Consider the following 18,684-nt stretch of genomic DNA (forward strand, 5'->3'; position numbering starts at 1 on the left):
GACGAGGTGTCTAATTTTAAACAAAATGATCGTAATTTAATTTAATCTATGAAAAAATGGCACTGGTCTTGCAGTAAGTGCAATTTGACCTGTAAATCCACTAAAATCAAACTAAAAACGCTAAAACAATTGTTGTATCAATTACCCTTTTGCATGAATATTTCGGGTATACAAATGAATATTTGACATTCGGATCTTACCCGAAACCGGCTACTAAAAAAAATCGCACGATATTTCTACCGTGCGATTCATTCAACTATTGAATTTAATTAATCGATTCTTGTGAATCCGGTGTATTTATGCAATACCTCCGGAATTTCAATGCCATCCAGTGTTTGGTAATTTTCCATAATGGATGCCATAATTCTTGGCAAAGCCAAAGCCGAACCGTTCAGGGTATGTGCCAGGTAATTTTTCTTATCACTTCCCTTGAAACGCAATTTCAGACGGTTTGCCTGGAAGGTATCAAAACGGGAGCAAGAACTTACTTCCAGCCATTTTTCCTGTGCTGCGGAATACACTTCGAAGTCATAAGTCATTGCCGAAGCGAAACCGGTATCTCCGCCACATAAACGCAAAATACGGTAATGCAGACCCAATTTTTCCAATAAGCCTTTTACATGGTCCACCATTTCTGTCAGGGCACGTTCCGTATTTCTCGGGTGTTCGATGCGTACGATTTCTACTTTGTCAAATTGGTGCAAACGATTCAACCCACGCACATGTGCTCCGTAACTTCCCGCTTCACGACGGAAACATGGAGTGTAACCGGTCATTTTGATGGAGAAATTCTCATCCGGAAGCACGACATCGCGGTAGATATTTGTCAATGGAACTTCTGCTGTCGGGATCATGTATAAATCGTCAACAGGCATGTGGTACATTTGTCCTTCCTTATCCGGAAGCTGTCCCGTACCATATGCACTCGCTTCATTCACTACGTGAGGAACAATGAATTCTTCATAACCTGCTTTCTCCGCTTCTTCCAGGAAGAACTGGATCAATGCACGCTGCAATTTTGCTCCTTTTCCTTTGTAAACCGGGAATCCGGCTCCGGTGATCTTCACCCCCAGTTCAAAATCGATCAGGTCGAATTTCTTGGTTAATTCCCAATGCGGAACTGCTCCCTTATGCAAAACAGCAGGCTCGCCCACTACTTCAACCGTTTCATTGTCTTCTTCGTTCTTTCCGGCAACAACCAATGCATTCGGAACGTTCGGAATTTGATAAAGCAAGTTTGTAATTTCATTCTCCAGTGCATCTACCTGCTCTTTTAACTGGCTTTCTTCCTGCTTTAAATCAGCAGTTTTTGATTTAGCGGCTTCTGCTTCCGCCGTTTTACCGGTTTTGAAATACTCACCGATTTCTTTGGCAATCTTATTCAATTCGGATGCAATGGATTCCATGGATGTTTTTGCTGCACGCCATTGCTGGTCTTTTGCAATAATTGCATCAATAGTCTCTGTCACGTCCATGTTGCGCTTCTTCAATGCAGTGATGATTTCATCACGTTCAGCGCGGATTTTAGTCATTTCTAACATACGAATTGAATTAAATCCGGATTAAATTCCGGGAGTTGGTAAAATTAAAATAAAAAAAGGCGAATCCCGAAACTGTCGGAACTCGCCTTTTCAAAAAATCTATATTATTCGATTAAGCTTCCGCAGTTTCAAATGGAACTACCGATACAAACGAACGATTATCTCTTTTCTTACGGAACTCAACTGTTCCGTCAGTCAATGCATATAATGTATGGTCTTTTCCAATACCCACATTATTTCCAGGGTGGTGAGCAGTTCCGCGTTGACGAACGATGATGTTCCCCGCGATTGCCATTTGTCCACCGAAAATTTTCACTCCTAAACGTTTGCTTTCTGATTCGCGACCGTTTTTAGAACTACCGACTCCTTTTTTGTGTGCCATGTTTTCTAATTTTTTATCCGTCTACTGACAGAGAATTACCCTTTAATATCTGTAATTGTAATTTGTGTAAAAGATTGACGGTGTCCGTTTCTTTTCACGTATCCTTTTCTGCGTTTTTTGCGGAAAACGATAACTGTATCACCTTTAACGTGATCATTCACTTGAGCAGTAACTAATGCTCCTGCGATAGCCGGGGCGCCAATGTTCACTTTTCCTCCGTTGTCAACCAATAAAACACGATCAAATTCTACTTTTGATCCTGTCTCAGCATCCAAACGGTGTACAAAGATCTTTTGGTCTTTTTGCACTTTAAATTGCTGCCCTGCTATTTCTACTATTGCGTACATAACAGATGTTTTAAAATTTAATTTGGAGGGCAAAGATAGTAAACTTTTTTAAGAATCAACATCTTGAAAGGTTTTTTCTTACCTGAAACTCTCCGACTGACTTAAAAAGACCTTCAAATCCGAATAATTTCTTGTTTTTAACAAGCAAACTCTTTGTTTGTCAAGAACCCAATAGTTCGGCATTCCATTCAGCCGGAAGGCTTCTTCTGCAAAACGGCTGCTAAGATAGGTATTGAATGTCCAGGATCCTTTTTCCATCTGTTTCTGCAAATCATCCCTGTTATAAAACGTCAGAATCTGAAAGCGTTCCTGAAGTTTTTCAAGTGAATCCAGTTCACTGATGCAATTCGGGCAATACTCATTCCAGAAGGTTATGATTGTATAATCTTTGTCTGAACGTTTCAAAAACGAACTCAGATCGGTCAAACTATCCAGTTGGAAGTTTCCAATTGCCTTTGAAAACAATAAAGCTGGTGAAAATACAGAATCTTTGATTTTATGCAACGCAAATTGACCTTTGTCATCAACCAATTGAAAAGTGGCATCCCACCAATCGGTAGAAATTGTATCTACTCTGCCAACCAGATTTACCCGTGAATTGATTGCAGTTGGGAAATAGGTTGTTTCTGATAGAGAAACATAATCGGTGGAGTCAATTCTTCCGTTAAAATTCCGATCGAGAAATGCTAAGAACAATGGCGGATCTTTCTGAATTTGCACATAACGGGTTAACCTGTTTTTTAGTTTTACATAGCCAAATGTTTCATCCAGCTTTTGCTTTTCTTTTAACGGAGGTCCGCTTCCACCATTCGGTTTAGCCATCAATTGCCAGTCAAATTCAACACGGTCTGCCCCGCTTTCAATGTAAAACACCGAACTATCAGTTAAGCCAAGCTGCATATACATGCAATTCAAACAATTCAATTTCAGTTTTCCGTCTGCACGGATTAATTCGATTTTAATCGTGTCATAGCGGTAATTCATGTGAAAATAATCAGTAGGAAGCAACTCGATGTAGGATTCTTCTATTCCTTTAATCACCGGATAAATGCGATCGGAACTCACCAATTGAGTGTATTCTGGTTTTCCGATTTGATCTGCTTTAAACAGGGTGTCTTGCGCGTAGATCTTTGGAACAAAAACTAAGAAGAGAAAAACGAAAAGGTGCTTCATTGGATAGTCAATTTATGTCTAAAATAGACAAAAAAACGACTATTCACTCTTCAACGAAACCTTTTATTCTACTATCAATGGCAACGAAAGAAGGCCATCTATTCCGCTTACTTTCACCAAATAATATCCGGAATCCAATCCTTCCAGAGGAATCGAAAGGGCATTCAAATCTTTCAAATCACTCCTTTCATAAACAATTCTTCCCTGTGCATCCACTAATTGAACCCGTTTCGGATTCACTTGTTTTTCCCATCTCAACAGGGTGGTTCCCCCTGCCGGATTCGGATAAACTTCCATGAATCTTTCAGAACCTACTTCGTGCAATCCCAATTCATTCAATTTTCCAATGCGGATATTGTCTAAAAAGAAGTTGTTCCCGCCTTTCGATTCAAAACGGAATTTCACCTGCGTATGGTCGGTGAAGTTCGCTGCTCCGCTTATCAACACCGTATCACTCGCCCATTCTGCCAGAGAAACCGGAGTGAAGGGGGTAGTTACAAACTGGTTCACGGATTTCAGCGTACTGGTTCCTGCATATGTCTTTTTAGTTACCCAGGTCTCCCCACAATCATTCGAAATAAATATGCGAAACAGATCGGTATTACTGGAAATCTGCTGTGCATAAGCCCAGTCAAAAGCCACGGCTAAAGTGGTGAATCCGGAAAGGTCCACCGGGTCGGAAAAGAACTCATATACCTGGTTTGCTCCGCCTTCAAAATTGTTGATCATCGCCGATTGGCTGCTTTGAAAACCGGTGTTTGAAATTTCCCAGTTATAGGGCTGACCCACTTCCCGTACATTCCACTTGTCGGAAAAATCAGCCAGGGTGGTTTCAAAACCCTCCGCAATTCCCTGGTCGGAACCAACGGCCGGAAGCACAGTTATGTAATCCGAAAGTGTCAACTCAAGTGTATCTGTTCCGTTGCTTACAGTAAGCATAACATCAAATGTGCCCGCCTGGTTGTAAACAACAATTGCCGTATCATCGGTAGAAGATCCGTTGACGGTTCCCGATTCAAAATTCCACAATCGGCTCGTTACACCATGCGAAGAGACATCTTTAAACAAAACGGAATCTCCCTGGCAGATCACACGTTTAGCCGCTTCAAATTTTGCTTCACAAAGCTGGTTGCTTAAATCATCCGTTCCGGTAGCGGCAAGATTTGCAGGAGTCCACAAATTATTCCGTTGTGCTACCGGGGAATTCAAAGCGGCGTGCATTCTTACTTTTTGACCTTCGGTAAACATCAATGCGCAATAAGCGTAATCCATGTAATTCTGTACATTGTCCAAACTGCTGCAGGAATTCGCATTTAAATTACAGGAAGACCAGCCAATGGTATTGGGCGTATCCGTTACCTCATCATCATAGGCACAATTTCCTGCACTACCCACCGGTAAATAATAGAAGTCGGGAACATTATTCCCGCCCCAAATATGGTACAGGTTCAGATAATGCCCGATTTCGTGCGAAAGGACTGTTCGTTTGAAGTAATCCGATGTTCCGATCGTTCCCACATAATCATGACGCATTACAATTCCATCCCATTCCGGTATCGTATCTGCAGCGGCAGGCATTAGTGCATGACCGGCTAATCCGGCAGCATCATAACACACATAGATGTTCAGGTATTTTTCGGGCGGCCAATGGATCAGGTCTTTTACCTGGTGGTCTCCCGGGTAAGTTAAGGTGGAAACTGTCCGCGTAATTCCCGAAGTACAATTTCCATCCGGGTCGATCTGCGCCAAACGGATCTCAATCTGTGCATCGGCAGCAATGGATTGAAATGCCGAAACGATTTGATTGGTATCCGGGTTCAATTTCCGGTATTGGAGATTGACCTGCTCCACGGCATCGTGAATCTGCGAATCGTTGATATTCTCCGGTCCGTTATTGTGAATGATGTGGAATACAACCGGAATAATATAGGTGGCCCCGGATTTTACAGGGTTTTGTTCGAACTGTTTGGTAAATGATTCCAATTGCTTTTTGGAACGTTCAAACGCCTGCCGGTATTCAGGATGTTCCAGGAATAATTGGTATTCCATTTCATCGCTTCCGCAATGCAGCATATTTTGAGAAAATGCATTCAACCAGGCAAATGCAGTAACGAACAGAAGGATTCCTTTCATGTTTATAGCAAGTAGTAAGTGAAACAAAGGTAAACGCTTCAATTGAAAAGTTCTCTGCCTTTCATCATTTTTTAGTCATGCGTTTTAATTGAAAACAAAAAACCCTGACGTTTCTTTCGAAAGTCAGGGTCTTGTAATATAGTGCGCAAAAATTAGTTTGCTTCTGTGTCGTCTTTTTCAAATACACGCTTCGGACGCATTTGTTGGTTGATTCCCAATGAAATCCAAAAAGGAAGTACAAATCCCAAAAGGAATAATAACATCCAAAATGCCATACCTCCGATCAAAAGAAACAATACGATACCAAAAATGCTCATGATCTATTAATTTGTGTTTTGTGGGGTAAAAGTAGTAAAAAAATCAAAAGTGAATCTTTTTAAAACAACTTTTCTGTCAAAAAAAGACCTTAAGAAGGTAATTGGCTCAGTAAGTTTTCCGCGTTTGCCAAAATAACTCTCGTTTCTAAGTGCTCAGCGCCAAATCCATAGCGGTACTGATCGCACATTTCGATAATCTCACGCAGACCTTTTGCTATTTCAGGATTGGTATCCAGTAACCTGTCAAAAGCCTTCTCACGCGACTGGAAATTGCATCTTTCACATTGTTCGATGCGCTGGATGATTGCTTTAGGTAAAACAATGGCAAATACACTCGGGTCCTCCAGGTGCATTTCAGCATCTTTCCAATAATCGATCACTGCTGCAGGTACTTCCGGTTTGACTTCGTTTAGGAAAACGGGCTTTCCCGGAAGATCTTCTGTTTCCGAAATTTCCACTTTATCGGCTTCCTTTTTCTTGCGTTTTCTCACTGCCAAAAACAGGAATAAAAGTCCCAATAAACTGGTTGGAGCAACAATTCCTACCCAGAATTTGGATTTGGAAGATGAGCTTGCTTTTGTTTCTGAGCTTTTTGTCTGCTGAGTTTTCAGATCAACCATGTCTGTTTGTGTTCCTGCAGTCGGATCCGACAAAACTACCGGGTTAAAGCTCTTATCCGGGATCACGTTGATATGGAATGCATTTCCTTTGATAGAGACATATCTTTCCTTTTCCGGATCGAAATAACTCACTGACGGAGCCGTGAATGCCAGGTCGTGGTCTTCCAATACCTGGATATTGAACCGGTAAGTAATCATTCCTTCAGCCCCGCTTTCCGTAAACTCAATATCTTCGATTCGTTCCGGATCACCGTAAATAGAACAACCTTTCGGCAATTTCAATTTCGGAGCGTTGGAATTATGAAGGTTCCCTACACCGGAAACAATGAGTTCCAATGTAAATACTTCTCCTTCTTTTACTTCTTTGGCAGGATTTTTTTGAGAAAGGCGGTATTCCCCTACTGCACCGATGAAATCCTTCGGAGCATTTCCGGGTAAAGGTTTAATATTGATCGTTAGACCGGAAGAACGGAAGCGTATGGTCTTGGAAAACAGCGATCCGTGACAGCGCAGGGCCATTTCGTATGGTTTGATGTGGCATTTCCCGGTTCCGACAGGAATCAGGAGCTGTTTCCCGTACTCAAATACCAGGGCATCTTTTCCGTTTACACGCGTCTGCTCTACTTCTACGCGTCCGTTCGGGAAGGCGTGCTCTTCCATGGAAAGATCCGCTTTGAAATCGGAGTAACCTTCCAGGTATTCGATATTGATATAAGAGAATACTTTCGCTTTCAGTAAAATCGGTTCTCCTTCGTAAACGCTTGTTTTTTTACATTGGATAAATCCGAAAACAGGATCGTTGGAATTGACTTTGTTGTCATCTTCCGAAGCTTCGTTGACTTTGATCGTGATTTTGTTCGATCTGTAGACTTTATTCCGGTAAGTGGTATAGGCGTAGAAAGAATAGGTTCCTTCTTTCTTGAAAGAACCGGTTTGCTGCATGTAGTAGTAAGTTTTGATCTTACCGCTCGGATCCATTTTCTGTTCCATTCCATGCATGACGTTCAGATCCACTTCAAATTCTACCGGGAAATCAATTTTCATGGAGCCTTCCACATTGGAAGTAATGGTAAAGCCCATATGCTCGCTCACTCCCACTTCTTTCTTATCGGAAGTAAGAGCAACCACCGGTTTTTGGGCAATAGAAACCTGGCTCACAAGCGTGAACAAAAGCAATAAAAATTGCCATTGATTACCAGTCTTTTCTTGCACTTTTTCCACCTGTAGTACCTTTTGAACCATCCAATCTTTTCTTCGTATTCATTTCCTGCTTGCTAAACTCATCGAGTTTGCGCTCGGTTTCTTTATCCTGTAATTTTTTTTGTTCGCTCTTTTGTTGTTGAGACTTTTGATCTTGCTGGTTTTGGTTTTGTTGTTTATCCTTTGAATTATTCTGTTGATTCTGTTGATTCTGTTGATTCTGTTGATTCTGTTGATTCTGGTTGTCTTTATTCTGTTCTTTATTCTCTTTGTCTTGTTTGTTTTGTTGCTGCTTCTGTTGTTGTTCCAATAATCTTTTTGCTTCAACCAATCGTTGTCTTGCTTTTTCATTATCAGGATCCATTCTCAGGATCTGCTTGTAATTATCCACCGCACTTTGAAAATCCTGCTGTTTCATACGGGATTCTCCCAAACTTGTTCTGGCCCGAATCTCTTTTTCTTTCGTCTCAGCGTTATTCGCCTGACGCTCAAAGTTTTCTGCGGCCGTCTTAAAATCGTTCGCACGGTATGCAGTCTGACCAATCTCCTGTGACAAATCTACGTCATTTGGAGCTATTTGTTCGGCTCTTTTATAATACTTTAACGCTTCCTTGTAGTTTCCTTTTTTGTATAAAGTTCTGGCTTCGTTGAGTGTTTCTTTCCATTCCTGCCCAAAAGACTTGAAAGCGAAAACACACAGAAAGATCATCAATGCTGTTTTCATGACTTATCGGGATTAATAATGATGGGTAAAAAGAAGTAGCAAATCATAGACAAAAGCGCGAGTATTGCGGGGATATAAAAATAGTTTTTATCTACTTTAAATTCCACTTTTAAGACCTGCTTATTTTTGGTGTTCTTGTAATTTGTGGCGATATCATAGATATTCGGGAACGGGCTATCGGAAGTTACTAAAATACTTCCTGACTCACCGGCCATGCGCTTTAATCCGTCTTTATCGATTTTGGAAACAACTGCCACTCCTCCTTCCCGTTTGTAACCTTCTGATTCATCGTACGGATTATTCGGTATCAGTCCTCCCTTGGTGGAACCCAGACCTAAATAAGCCAATTCTACCTGTTTTTTCTTCAATTCTTCGAGCTGTTTCTTCCAAAGCGCCTCATGATCTTCTCCGTCTGTAATCACCAGGATCGCTTTCCCGGACTCCGTGTCTTTAAACTGTTCCTGCGCTACTTCCAGTGCCCGTCCGATATTCGTTCCCTGACTGGAAATCATGGAAGTTTCAATATCCGGAACGAACAATTTTGCAGCACCATAATCCATTGTCAGCGGAAGCTGTGTATAGGCATCATTGGCAAAAACCACTACTGCAATCCTTTCTCCTTTCAGCTGGTTCAACAACTCCCCGACGGCATGTTTAGCCGCCGTTAAACGGCTGGTTTGGTTCCCACCCATATCTTTGGTATTCATGGAATTCGAAATATCCAGGCAGATAACCAAATCCAGGATCCGTTTTGAACCGTTCACTTTTCGCGACCCTGCAACAGGCTGAGCCATAGCCAGAACGATGAAGAAATAAGTGCTCCGCAACAGGAAATAATGCAAAAATGCTTTCAACGGTTCGAATTTCACCCACAACATCCGTGTGGCTCCGTAACCGGAGTATTCTTCATAAATTTTTGCTTTCCAATTCCATTGTATCCAGGATACAGCAGCTAAAACGGGAATAATCATCCACAATCCGAGTACTTCGCTGTGAAGCAGTTTCACTCCCCACCTGTCGAAAGGAACAAGTACATAGCAGAGCAGCACCAGTGACCACCAGATTGCTTCCGAAATGAGCAGTAACCTCACCAAATGACTATATGTATTCTTCTTAATCATCCAGTTTGAATTTGAGGCGCTGCACGCTCCAGGCTGTTATTGAAAATAAAATACTCCAGACAAAAAAAGGAAACAGCGTTAGCGGAGGTTCTGCAGCCAAATGCTGGTCTTCCATTTTCCGCTTTTCCAATTTATCAATTTCGGCATAGATTTTTACCAGTGATTTCTCGTCCTGCGCCCGGAAGTATTTTCCATTCGTCAGTTTGGCAATGTCTTTCAGAATTCCTTCATCAATTTCTACCGGAACGTTCTGGTAAATAATCCCAAAAGGAGTTTGGACCGGAGTCGGGGCCATACCATTTGCTCCCACGCCTATTGTGTAAACTTTACAGTTCTTTGCTTTTGCCAGTTCAGCTGCTTCCATCGGGTCCGGGCCGGTATTGCTGCTTCCATCGGTTAAGAGAATAATCACCTTGGAAACCAGGCTGTCACTTCTCAAACGGGTTACAGCAACTCCCAAACCACTTCCGATTGCAGTTCCGGGTTCCAAATATCCTGGCTCGATTGCAGCGATTTGTTCCTTCAATAATTTGTAATCCAACGTTGCCGGACAAGCCGTATAAGCTTCGCCTTCATAAACGACCAATCCTACGCGGTCACCTTTCCGGGAATCCACGAACTTTTTAGCAACACGTTTCGCCACTTCCAGGCGGTTCGGATCAAAATCCTGTGCCAGCATCGAACCTGAAGCATCAATGGATAAAATGATGTCGATTCCGTTCTTGTAATCAATTTTCGGAGGATCTATCGACGTGTTATAAGGTTCTGCCAGCGTTAAAACCAGGCAAGCCATCGAAAGTGCGTAAAAGGCATTGATTCCCCAGCGGACGTAGCGCACCCAACCAACGGAATAGGACAGCTGTTCCTGCTCGGAATTCGCATATTTCAACTGACCTGCGCGGCTTTTCTGCAGGTATTCCCACAAAAACAACAAAACCGGAATAGCCAGCAAGAGCCACAGCATCTGCGGATTGTAGAAATCATATTCCCAAAAAAATATGTTGAAATAACGGCTCATTCAGGGATTTCCAAAGGACTTAATTCGGTGACTATTTCTTCTAAACGGAATAAACTGGAACGAATGTGCATGTCATTCAACTCCGTTTTGGCAAACTTTACCATGTCTGATTCTCTCAACAGCACCTCAATTCTGCGGACTATCTCGCGGTCAAGACCTTTGATTTTCAGTAAAGCGATCGTCTCGTAAGTTGTGCGTTCCATCAGGTTCAGTTCATACCGCGAACTCAAATACTGTTTCAGAATCGCCGAAAACCCCACATAATGGGATTTGGTTTTTCCATGAAGCCAATCTTCCTTTTTCCGCAGCTGCTGAATAGCCTGCAGTGTCCGTTCCCGCAAACTCAGTTCATCCGATTTTTTGATCGTTCTGCGCTTGTTCCAAAGAATTACAATGATGATTCCGATTACCACCATGACAATGGCCCACCAGTATTTTTTGATCCATCTCCAATAATCGTTTTCCGGTTCGATGGGAATTTCTTCGATCCCGTCTTTTACCTTCTTCTTCACGAAGCCCACATACAGATTCGGTGCCCGAAACGAGAAAGTGGAATCTTTCCAGCTCATCCACAACTCCGGTAAACGGTACTTGGCAGAATCCCAGGCGATCAATGTATATGTTCCTTTCCAATACGTGATCCCGTTGCTGGTATACGTAGTATCCTTAAACGATTCTATTTCCAATTCTCCGCCCGGCTTCCATAGCATTTGACCCTTGTGGCTGACATCACAGATAAATACGTCTGAAATCGGATTGTAATCAAACTGCTTCGGTTTGTGCTTTACCAGGATGGTCAATTTTGCCTTATCACCGATACGAACGGAATCTTCCGCCCAGTAAACGCGTTTTGTTTGTGCAAATCCCGCTGCAAAACACCAACATGCCACTATGGAAAGCAGTACTCTCATTTTCGGCGTTTGAACAGTTGAAGCAATGGTAAATATACATGATCCCCGACCTCGAAGAATGCGGCATCAATTCCCAATTGCAGGAAAAAGGCTTCATTCTTTTCTTTTCGAAGCTGGTATTTTTTTTCGTAATCCTTTCTAACCTGCGCGGAAGAACTGTCTATCCAATTGGTAGCTCCGGTTTCGGCATTCAGCCAACGTACAAAGCCCACATTCGGAAGATTTGCCTCTCCCGGATCACTCACGCCAAGAGCTACCACATCGTGCTTCCGGGCGGTATTTGCGAATCCTTCTTTGCTCATTTCCGATTGGGAGAAATCACTGATCACAAAACAAATACTTCGTTGCTTGAAAATATTCCGGGCATATTTCAACCCGGTATCCAGGCTTGTTCCCCCGGATTTCGGTTTCAGGTTAATGAGCTTCCGCAGCAGGAAATGTACATGTCCGAACCCTTTTTTGGGCGGAACGTAGTACTCTACTTCATCCGAAATAAAGAGTGCTCCAACCTTATCGTTTTTCTTTGCTGCTGAAAATGCCAGAGTAGCGGCCAATTCAACGGCCAAAGATATTTTCGAGTCTTTTCCCTGACCGAAATACATGGAGCCGGAAACATCAATGATCAACAAAACGGTCAATTCCCGCTCTTCTTCAAAAATCTTAACGAAAGGTTCCCTGAAGCGCGCCGTCACATTCCAGTCGATAGTCCGAACGTCATCCCCGACCTGATAAGACCTCACCTCGCTAAACGACATGCCGCGTCCTTTAAACGCAGATTGGTATTGTCCTGCGAATACTTGCTCGGTCATACCGCGAGTTTGAAGCTCGATGGTACGAATACGCTTTAGTAAGGCTTCCTTATCCATACCGATTTATGGAACTTCTACCCGCTGCAGTAAACGTTCGATGATCTGCTCCGGTTTCACTCCGTCTGCTTCAGCTTCATAATTCAAGCCTACTCTGTGACGAAGTACATCCATCGCAACGGTTCTCACATCATCCGGGATGACGAAACCACGCTGTTCCAAAAATGCATTTGCTTTTGCAGCCAATGCCAGGTTAATGGTTGCACGAGGCGAGGCTCCGTACGCCAAATATTTCGAAATCTCGGAAACTCCGGCTGTAGCAGGATTACGCGTAGCATCAACAATATCTACAATGTAGCGTTCTACTTTTTCGTCCAGGTAAATGGAGCGTGTTAAGTACTTTCCTTTGATCAGGTCTTCCGGGTGCATCACATGCGACACCTTTTCCAATCCTTCCGGCCTTACGTTTGAGCGCAGGATCATCTGTTCTTCCTGCTTGGACGGATATCCCATAAAGACTTTCAGCATAAAGCGGTCCACCTGGGCTTCCGGAAGCGGGTATGTTCCTTCCTGCTCGATCGGGTTTTGCGTAGCTAAGACCAAAAATGGTTTTGGCAGCTCAAAAGTGGAATCTCCGATAGTAACCTGGCGTTCCTGCATGGCTTCCAATAGGGCTGCCTGAACTTTTGCAGGGGCACGGTTAATCTCATCCGCCAAAACGAAATTGGCAAAGATCGGTCCTTTTTTTACGGCAAACTGTTCGGATTTCTGCTGATAGATCAAAGTTCCTGTCACATCGGCAGGTAGTAAATCCGGCGTAAACTGAATGCGGGAAAACTCTCCCGAAACAGCACTCGAAAGTGTACGGATTGCCAGTGTTTTTGCGAGTCCCGGAACACCTTCCAATAAAACGTGCCCGTCGGCAAGCAAAGCGATTAAGAGACTTCGAACCATGTTCTCCTGTCCCACAATTACTTTCCCGATTTCTCGTCGCAATAAGTCGTATTTCAATCCTTCCGTTTTGATCTCATTTGCAACTACCTGCAACTGTTCGGAAGGAGATAAATTAGGTATATCCATCATCTTTAAGCCTAAGGTCGCAAATATGTGAAAGAATGGGCTTTTGGCTTTCCAATTGCTGTTAAATTATGTTAAGTCACTTGCCCGGACTGGGTTGGACACTCTCAGTCTTCACCAATTTTTGGATTTCGGTATTGGGCTGAGTCATTGCGAGGGAATAAGCTGTTTGATTATCCGTATTTCTTTTGGTTAAATCACTGCCTGCTTCAACCAGCGTTTTCACCAGTTTCTCATTTTGGTTTAAAACCGCATACATCAAAGCCGTATTTCCATCCGGACCCTGCACATTCAGATTAGCACCTGCTTTCACCAATACAGCGGCAAGCTCCGTGTTATTTTGATAACATGCCGCCTGCAATGCACTTCCTTCAGGAGAAGGTCTGTTGACATCCGCTCCACTCTGTACCAGGAATTCAGCACATTTGGTTTGTCCGCGGTAACACGCAATCATCAAGGGATCAAATCCCATGTGATTCATTTTCTGAATAGTGTCTTTATTCAGTGCAATGAGCTTCTTCAGTTGCCTGATGTTTCCGGTTCGTGCAGCTTCGAACACATCCTGTGAATGGGCCTGACTTGCCAAAAGCAAGCCGAAGCCCAAAACAATCATAAATCTAATCCACATAAATTTTCAGGAATGCAGGTTCATTATTGCGAATGATCCGAACCGTATAAATTCCGGCAGGAAGGTTATCCAATACCGTTTTGTTTGTCTCAAGTTTACGAACTCTTCTTCCACCGGCATCCAAAACTTCTCCATAGGAATAAGTCGTTTTAATCACGAATTCTTTCCCATTCCAGGAATATTCATCCTTTTTGAGTTCGGTAAGCCCGGTTTCCAAAACAGCTTTAAACGACCAGGCAGTTGTATCCGATATTCCTGTAAACGCATTTCCTGCCGCATCCATAACTGCATCATTATCGATCAGGACGTGGTAATTGTATGTAATCGTTAATCCGGATTGATTCAACGCAACGGAATTAGCAGTCACAGTGATGTTGCTTAGCGCTGTGCTGAATTCCTGGATTGTTCCGTCATTCTCACAAACCAAATAAAAGCTTCCGGAACCTGTTACGATATTTTCATTGAAGGTAATTGTCGGGATCACATCCAAAAGAACATTGATACTGTTATCTGCCGGGTCCAGATTGGAAATTACAGGTGCAGTAAAATCACCAACCGTAAAATTCCACAAGGTATTAGTTGTAATTCCGGCAAAGTCATTCCCACTTAGATCCTCAATAAATCCGGGAGTAATATTTACGTAGTAAGAAGTGTTTTCAGTTAGTGGGTTCGTCGTCGCAAAGTTTACCACATCTCCGCTTACAGTAATCTGGGGTGATCCGGAAACGAATGACTCTACAAGCGTTCCGCCGGAAGTGAAAATTTCAATCATACCGGTTGTGGAAATCTGTACGTCTTCTGTAAACGAGATACTGAAATTTCCCGTTGCAGGAACATCCACCGCATCGTCTGCAGGTGAGAACGGAGCAACTGCTAAAGGAGCAACCAAATCATTGGTATTGAAATTCCAGGTTGTGTTATTCGTAAATCCTGCGTAATTGTTGTTAAATTGATCTTTCACTGCGCCGGACTGGATGTTCACATAATAATTCGTGTTCGGTACCAAATCCGTCGGATCGATAGTTACTACAGCTCCTGAAAACGAAATCAGCGGGCTGGTAAGTACATCATAAGCTTCAACGAGTACTCCCGAACCATCATATAACTGGATTTCACCTGAACCTGCCTGAACTGCTTCATTGAATGTAATGGATAGCGGTGTTGTAAGGGCAACTCCAATCGAATTATCAGCCGGTACAAAAGGCGAGGCAATCAAAGCAGGAGGAGTGATATCATTGGTGTTGAAATTCCAGGTCACATTGTCTGCAATCCCGGCGAAAAAATTATTAGCTGCGTCTTTAAAAGCCGTAGCGTCGATTTGCACATAGTAAGGGGTGTTGATTACCAGGTTTACCGGCGGATTATAGAAAAATGTACTTCCCGAAACCGTTGAACCCGGAGTTCCGTTAGAGATTGTTTGAATCACGTTATCATTTCCGTCGTAAAGAATTACGGATCCTGTTCCCCAGGAAATCGCTTCTGAAAAACTAATCGTCAGGTTTGTATTTACATTAACCCCAACAGCATTATCTGCAGGTATGAAACTAGAAATAGTTGGCGGCGTTACATCCGGAACAACCCAGTTTCGGACAATTCCGCTGGCCCGGTTGCTCGCTCCGTGATATTGCAGTTGATTCGTCGCACTTGGTCCTTTCGCCCAAAATAAATTCTGGGTTGTAGCTGCAAAACTGAAGGTCACATCGTTTGCATCTCCGGTACTTAAAGCACGTGTTGCTACAATGGTTCTGTTTCCGGCTGATACTGTGTTCGATGAAACGGTCCAGTCTTGCTGGGCATCAACAGAGGGTTCGACTCCCTGGCCTATCATCCGGTGATCACGTAATTGAAGCGGTGCAGCCCCGGTTCCCAAAGTCGACCAGATGATAGCGTCATTCCCGGTTGCCATTCCTGTTCCGAAACCAAAGGCGATAAAGCGATCGGACGGTCCCTGCACAGTTACAGTAATGTCTGTAGTTGTCATGACTGCCCCGAAAAACATCCCGCTTCCGGGTGTTAATTCAGCAAAGGCAATTTCCTTTGTTTGACTGAAAGCCAACAGGGGACAAATTGCGAACAGCAAAAAGTGGATTTTCTTCATAATCAGTAGTGTTTTAGTAGCAAAGCTATCTCTTAAAGAGTTAACAATCAATTATTTTTCAGATTATTATCGTCTTTTTGTGTAAATCGACTATTTTTCAACATCAATTCACGAAATCACTGGATACTATGACGGATCGGAAATGTCTTGAATGCGGCCAAAAATTAAGCGGCCGGAAAGATCAAAAGTTTTGTTCGGACTATTGCAGGAACACCTATAACAACAGGCAGAATGAAGACGCCACGAAATATGTAAGGCGGATCAACAATATTCTACGAAAGAACCGGCGTGTTTTAGCCGCTTTAAACCCGACCGGAAAACGGACCGTGGACGCTATCACATTGGCGGAAGAGGGTTTCAACTTCCATTATTACACCAATACTTATCAAACCCAAAAGGGAAATACTTATTTCTTCTGTTATGAGCAAGGGTACACGAAACTGGAGGGTGATCAGTATATGTTGGTTTTGAAGCAAGATTATGTCAAGTAATTATCAATTATGAATGGTACAATTATCAAGAAGGAACTTCTTAATAATTGATAATTATGAAATTGATAATTATAATTACAAGTTCCACTTTTCTTTGAAAAGCTCCATTTTCGGGTGGTCTTTTACTCCTTCGCTTCCGATAAACAATACATCTTTACATTTTGTGCGGTCAAAGAATAAAGATAAATGCGATAAAGCAACGTTCATTGTTCCGCTTAAATCGATCTTATGAATAGGTGCCTGGTGCACTTCAAACAGATCTCGCAGTTCGGCAGTGCGTTTATCAAAGTTGTGATTATCGTGAAAAATAACAACAGCGTCGATCTTTTCAGTGAATTCTTCGTTCTCCTGAAAAGGCAAAACATGAAAGCCTTTTCCTTCCAACCAGGAATTTACGGATTCAGCAAACGGTGTTTTTTCTTCGGTGTAAATGGTCTGAATATGTGTTGTCATTCTTCCCTGATTTGTTATTTTTCGTTTACGTTTCTTAAAAGAGAGTGCAAAAATACTGTAAACTTTTAGTAAAGTCCGTTTAAAATCGAATTTAATTCCTCTTTTTATTCAAATTAGCAATGCAATAATCCTGAAATCATTTGATTCTGAAACAATTAAACACATCGCTCATTCAGATTGAAAAATACAACAATTCCAACTAAAAACCTAGAGCCAACTAACTAATTCGATTTAGCCATTTTATGGCTGGTAACCCAAAATCTTCATGAAATCATCGGCAGTCTGTTCCTTGGAAAACAGTTCCGACACGATCTTCCCGTGTTCATCACGTTGAATAAGAACATGTTTGGGCTCCGGAATCAGACAGTGTTTTAAGCCTCCGTACCCACCAATGGTTTCCTGGTATGCTCCGGTATTAAAGAATCCAATATAGAGTGGTTTATTCTTATCGAATTTAGGAAGATAAATCGCATTCGAATGCTGTTCGGAATTGTAATAATCATCCGAATCACAGGTCAGGCCACCGAGCAGCACACGTTCATAATCATCGTTCCAGCGGTTGATCGCCAGCATGATGAAACGCTGGTTGATTGCCCAGGTATCCGGAAGGTTTGTCATGAAAGAACTGTCAATCATGTTCCACTTTTCCCGGTCGTTCTGTTGTTTTTGGTGTAATACATTGAAGATAGCACCACCGCTTTCACCAACTGTAAATGATCCGAATTCCGTGTAAATATTCGGTTCCGGAATGTCATTATCCGAACAAACGCGTTTCACCTGCATCAGGATCTCACGGACCATGTAGGCATAGTCGAAATCAAAAGCAAGTGATTTCTTGATCGGGAAACCACCACCGATATTCAGCGAATCCAGAGTCGGACACACTTTTTTCAAATCGGAATAGATACGCAGACACTTTGTTAATTCGTTCCAGTAATACGAAGTATCATTAATCCCGGTATTGATAAAAAAGTGAAGCATTTTGATTTGCACACGCGGATTATCCTGGATAAATGCCTTGTAAAAAGGAACTATTTCCCGGTAACGGATTCCAAGGCGCGAGGTATAAAACTCAAACTTCGGCTCTTCCTCGGATGCAATCCGGATTCCAATCTTTAGTTCGTTTTCACCCGTTGCTGCGATCAAGTCGTGAATTTCTGCTGTGTTATCAACCACAGGAATTACGTTCAATCGTTTATCATCAATCAAATCGGCAATATTCTCTATATACTGCGGCGGTTTGAAACCATTGCAAATAACATAGCTTCCCTCTTTCAGTTTTCCTGCATTTAAAACGTTCTTTACAATATCGATATCGAACGCCGAAGATGTCTCAATATGGACGTCGTTCTTGAGGACCTCATCCAGGACAAAGGAAAAGTGAGAACTTTTTGTACAGTACGAATAATAATAGTTCCCCGAATAACCTAAGTTATTCATTGCTTCGCGAAACCAACCCTTGGCCCTCTGGATATTGTGCGAAATCTGAGGTAAATAATTGAATTTCAATGGCGTGCCATATTCTTCAATTAATCGCATCAAATCAATACCATGAAACATCAAACGATCTTCTCTCAAGTGAAATTCATCTTGCGGGAAATCAAATGTCTGATCGATAAGGTCAATGTATTTTGTTCTCATTCG

Annotated in this window: 18 protein-coding genes; 1 reads left to right on the top strand and 17 read right to left on the bottom strand. The window is 42.5% G+C overall.

Annotation, left to right across the window (positions count from 1 at the left end):
- Positions 1 to 269: 269 nt before the first annotated feature.
- The 15 genes from serS to QZT69_RS08440 all read right to left on the bottom strand — a co-directional run bounded on the left by serS (position 270) and on the right by QZT69_RS08440 (position 16,096).
- Positions 270 to 1,541, bottom strand: a complete 1,272-nt coding sequence (gene serS / locus QZT69_RS08370) for a serine--tRNA ligase (RefSeq protein ID WP_294672977.1) — start codon at positions 1,539 to 1,541, stop codon at positions 270 to 272.
- Positions 1,542 to 1,653: 112 nt separating this feature from the next.
- The gene (gene rpmA, locus QZT69_RS08375; RefSeq protein WP_294672980.1) at positions 1,654 to 1,923 is read right to left on the bottom strand and encodes a 50S ribosomal protein L27; all 270 of its coding nucleotides are present in this window, start codon (positions 1,921 to 1,923) and stop codon (positions 1,654 to 1,656) included.
- Between the two features lie 35 nt (positions 1,924 to 1,958).
- Complete coding sequence (rplU, locus tag QZT69_RS08380) at positions 1,959 to 2,270, bottom strand: 50S ribosomal protein L21 (protein WP_294672983.1); 312 nt, start codon at positions 2,268 to 2,270, stop codon at positions 1,959 to 1,961.
- A gap of 78 nt (positions 2,271 to 2,348) precedes the next feature.
- On the bottom strand, positions 2,349 to 3,443 hold the full coding sequence (locus QZT69_RS08385; protein ID WP_294672986.1) for a hypothetical protein: 1,095 nt from the start codon (positions 3,441 to 3,443) through the stop codon (positions 2,349 to 2,351).
- Positions 3,444 to 3,506: 63 nt separating this feature from the next.
- A complete protein-coding gene (locus QZT69_RS08390) occupies positions 3,507 to 5,576 on the bottom strand; it encodes a M43 family zinc metalloprotease (RefSeq protein ID WP_294672989.1) in 2,070 nt (689 codons plus the stop codon).
- Positions 5,577 to 5,728: 152 nt separating this feature from the next.
- Complete coding sequence (locus QZT69_RS08395; RefSeq protein WP_294672992.1) at positions 5,729 to 5,893, bottom strand: hypothetical protein; 165 nt, start codon at positions 5,891 to 5,893, stop codon at positions 5,729 to 5,731.
- A gap of 89 nt (positions 5,894 to 5,982) precedes the next feature.
- A complete protein-coding gene (locus QZT69_RS08400; RefSeq protein ID WP_294672995.1) occupies positions 5,983 to 7,755 on the bottom strand; it encodes a hypothetical protein in 1,773 nt (590 codons plus the stop codon).
- A complete protein-coding gene (locus tag QZT69_RS08405) occupies positions 7,706 to 8,437 on the bottom strand; it encodes a tetratricopeptide repeat protein (protein ID WP_294672997.1) in 732 nt (243 codons plus the stop codon). Before QZT69_RS08405 ends, QZT69_RS08400 begins: the two co-directional genes overlap by 50 nt.
- Complete coding sequence (locus QZT69_RS08410; protein WP_294673000.1) at positions 8,434 to 9,558, bottom strand: VWA domain-containing protein; 1,125 nt, start codon at positions 9,556 to 9,558, stop codon at positions 8,434 to 8,436. The genes QZT69_RS08405 and QZT69_RS08410 overlap by 4 nt, the downstream gene beginning before the upstream one ends.
- Entirely contained in the window at positions 9,551 to 10,576 is a 1,026-nt protein-coding gene (locus QZT69_RS08415; protein WP_294673003.1) for a VWA domain-containing protein, read from the bottom strand. Before QZT69_RS08415 ends, QZT69_RS08410 begins: the two co-directional genes overlap by 8 nt.
- Entirely contained in the window at positions 10,573 to 11,487 is a 915-nt protein-coding gene (locus tag QZT69_RS08420; RefSeq protein WP_294673004.1) for a hypothetical protein, read from the bottom strand. The genes QZT69_RS08415 and QZT69_RS08420 overlap by 4 nt, the downstream gene beginning before the upstream one ends.
- Positions 11,484 to 12,353 (bottom strand): DUF58 domain-containing protein, encoded by an 870-nt coding sequence (locus QZT69_RS08425; RefSeq protein ID WP_294673007.1) that lies wholly within the window; start codon positions 12,351 to 12,353, stop codon positions 11,484 to 11,486. The genes QZT69_RS08420 and QZT69_RS08425 overlap by 4 nt, the downstream gene beginning before the upstream one ends.
- Positions 12,354 to 12,359: 6 nt before the next feature.
- On the bottom strand, positions 12,360 to 13,376 hold the full coding sequence (locus QZT69_RS08430) for an AAA family ATPase (protein WP_294673010.1): 1,017 nt from the start codon (positions 13,374 to 13,376) through the stop codon (positions 12,360 to 12,362).
- Between the two features lie 73 nt (positions 13,377 to 13,449).
- Entirely contained in the window at positions 13,450 to 13,998 is a 549-nt protein-coding gene (locus QZT69_RS08435) for an ankyrin repeat domain-containing protein (RefSeq protein WP_294673012.1), read from the bottom strand.
- Entirely contained in the window at positions 13,988 to 16,096 is a 2,109-nt protein-coding gene (locus tag QZT69_RS08440; protein WP_294673016.1) for an Ig-like domain-containing protein, read from the bottom strand. Before QZT69_RS08440 ends, QZT69_RS08435 begins: the two co-directional genes overlap by 11 nt.
- Before the next feature lie 128 nt (positions 16,097 to 16,224).
- Here QZT69_RS08440 and QZT69_RS08445 point away from each other — a divergent pair, with 128 nt between their 5' ends.
- Complete coding sequence (locus QZT69_RS08445) at positions 16,225 to 16,587, top strand: hypothetical protein (RefSeq protein WP_294673019.1); 363 nt, start codon at positions 16,225 to 16,227, stop codon at positions 16,585 to 16,587.
- A gap of 75 nt (positions 16,588 to 16,662) precedes the next feature.
- Here QZT69_RS08445 and QZT69_RS08450 read toward each other — a convergent pair whose 3' ends face one another.
- Together QZT69_RS08450 and QZT69_RS08455 are read right to left on the bottom strand one after the other, a co-directional pair.
- The gene (locus tag QZT69_RS08450; RefSeq protein ID WP_294673022.1) at positions 16,663 to 17,040 is read right to left on the bottom strand and encodes a hypothetical protein; all 378 of its coding nucleotides are present in this window, start codon (positions 17,038 to 17,040) and stop codon (positions 16,663 to 16,665) included.
- Positions 17,041 to 17,280: 240 nt separating this feature from the next.
- Positions 17,281 to 18,681 carry an arginine decarboxylase gene (locus QZT69_RS08455; protein ID WP_294673025.1) on the bottom strand — a complete coding sequence of 467 codons (1,401 nt, stop codon included), beginning with the start codon at positions 18,679 to 18,681 and terminating at the stop codon, positions 17,281 to 17,283.
- Positions 18,682 to 18,684: the final 3 nt, after the last annotated feature.

This window comes from uncultured Fluviicola sp. (assembly GCF_902168135.1).
Classification (GTDB): Bacteria; Bacteroidota; Bacteroidia; order Flavobacteriales_D; family Crocinitomicaceae; genus Fluviicola.

What these genes read in the sequence shown, in the direction of transcription:
- serS (WP_294672977.1), bottom strand. Translation starts at nt 1,541, where the DNA reads ATGTTAGAAATGACTAAAATCCGCGCTGAACGTGATGAAATCATCACT.
- rpmA (WP_294672980.1), bottom strand. Translation starts at nt 1,923, where the DNA reads ATGGCACACAAAAAAGGAGTCGGTAGTTCTAAAAACGGTCGCGAATCA.
- rplU (WP_294672983.1), bottom strand. Translation starts at nt 2,270, where the DNA reads ATGTACGCAATAGTAGAAATAGCAGGGCAGCAATTTAAAGTGCAAAAA.
- QZT69_RS08385 (WP_294672986.1), bottom strand. Translation starts at nt 3,443, where the DNA reads ATGAAGCACCTTTTCGTTTTTCTCTTCTTAGTTTTTGTTCCAAAGATC.
- QZT69_RS08390 (WP_294672989.1), bottom strand. Translation starts at nt 5,576, where the DNA reads ATGAAAGGAATCCTTCTGTTCGTTACTGCATTTGCCTGGTTGAATGCA.
- QZT69_RS08395 (WP_294672992.1), bottom strand. Translation starts at nt 5,893, where the DNA reads ATGAGCATTTTTGGTATCGTATTGTTTCTTTTGATCGGAGGTATGGCA.
- QZT69_RS08400 (WP_294672995.1), bottom strand. Translation starts at nt 7,755, where the DNA reads ATGGTTCAAAAGGTACTACAGGTGGAAAAAGTGCAAGAAAAGACTGGT.
- QZT69_RS08405 (WP_294672997.1), bottom strand. Translation starts at nt 8,437, where the DNA reads ATGAAAACAGCATTGATGATCTTTCTGTGTGTTTTCGCTTTCAAGTCT.
- QZT69_RS08410 (WP_294673000.1), bottom strand. Translation starts at nt 9,558, where the DNA reads ATGATTAAGAAGAATACATATAGTCATTTGGTGAGGTTACTGCTCATT.
- QZT69_RS08415 (WP_294673003.1), bottom strand. Translation starts at nt 10,576, where the DNA reads ATGAGCCGTTATTTCAACATATTTTTTTGGGAATATGATTTCTACAAT.
- QZT69_RS08420 (WP_294673004.1), bottom strand. Translation starts at nt 11,487, where the DNA reads ATGAGAGTACTGCTTTCCATAGTGGCATGTTGGTGTTTTGCAGCGGGA.
- QZT69_RS08425 (WP_294673007.1), bottom strand. Translation starts at nt 12,353, where the DNA reads ATGGATAAGGAAGCCTTACTAAAGCGTATTCGTACCATCGAGCTTCAA.
- QZT69_RS08430 (WP_294673010.1), bottom strand. Translation starts at nt 13,376, where the DNA reads ATGATGGATATACCTAATTTATCTCCTTCCGAACAGTTGCAGGTAGTT.
- QZT69_RS08435 (WP_294673012.1), bottom strand. Translation starts at nt 13,998, where the DNA reads ATGTGGATTAGATTTATGATTGTTTTGGGCTTCGGCTTGCTTTTGGCA.
- QZT69_RS08440 (WP_294673016.1), bottom strand. Translation starts at nt 16,096, where the DNA reads ATGAAGAAAATCCACTTTTTGCTGTTCGCAATTTGTCCCCTGTTGGCT.
- QZT69_RS08445 (WP_294673019.1), top strand. Translation starts at nt 16,225, where the DNA reads ATGACGGATCGGAAATGTCTTGAATGCGGCCAAAAATTAAGCGGCCGG.
- QZT69_RS08450 (WP_294673022.1), bottom strand. Translation starts at nt 17,040, where the DNA reads ATGACAACACATATTCAGACCATTTACACCGAAGAAAAAACACCGTTT.
- QZT69_RS08455 (WP_294673025.1), bottom strand. Translation starts at nt 18,681, where the DNA reads ATGAGAACAAAATACATTGACCTTATCGATCAGACATTTGATTTCCCG.